Source organism: Mesorhizobium sp. WSM4898, assembly GCF_029625845.1.
GTDB lineage: Bacteria > Pseudomonadota > Alphaproteobacteria > Rhizobiales > Rhizobiaceae > Mesorhizobium.
On record NZ_JARTVQ010000040.1, the window covers coordinates 1 to 269 of the forward strand.

Below are 269 nucleotides of genomic sequence, written 5' to 3' on the forward strand. Positions count from 1 at the left end.
CGTCTGTACGCCGCCACCGCGGCCACCGGACTCGTCCTGACCGGACTCACCACCACCCTGGCCGGAGGCTCGGCCGAGGCTGCGGACAGTGCCTTCGCACCGCGGCTCGTCACCGTCGACACCCCGACGCGAGCGGACAAGGCGCGGCTGCAGCGCCTCGGGCTCGACCTCACCGAGCACGCGGGTCACGACTACGTCGAGGTGGTGCTGCACAACGGGCTCGACCTCACCCGCCTGGTCGGTTCGGGGCTCGGGTTCGACGTACGCAT

At 71.7% G+C, this 269-nt stretch carries 1 protein-coding gene; it reads left to right on the top strand.

Annotated elements, in window-relative coordinates; translation table 11 throughout:
* A partial coding sequence (locus tag P9228_RS30875; protein WP_278057057.1) for a hypothetical protein occupies nt 1–269 on the top strand: 269 nt, incomplete at both ends.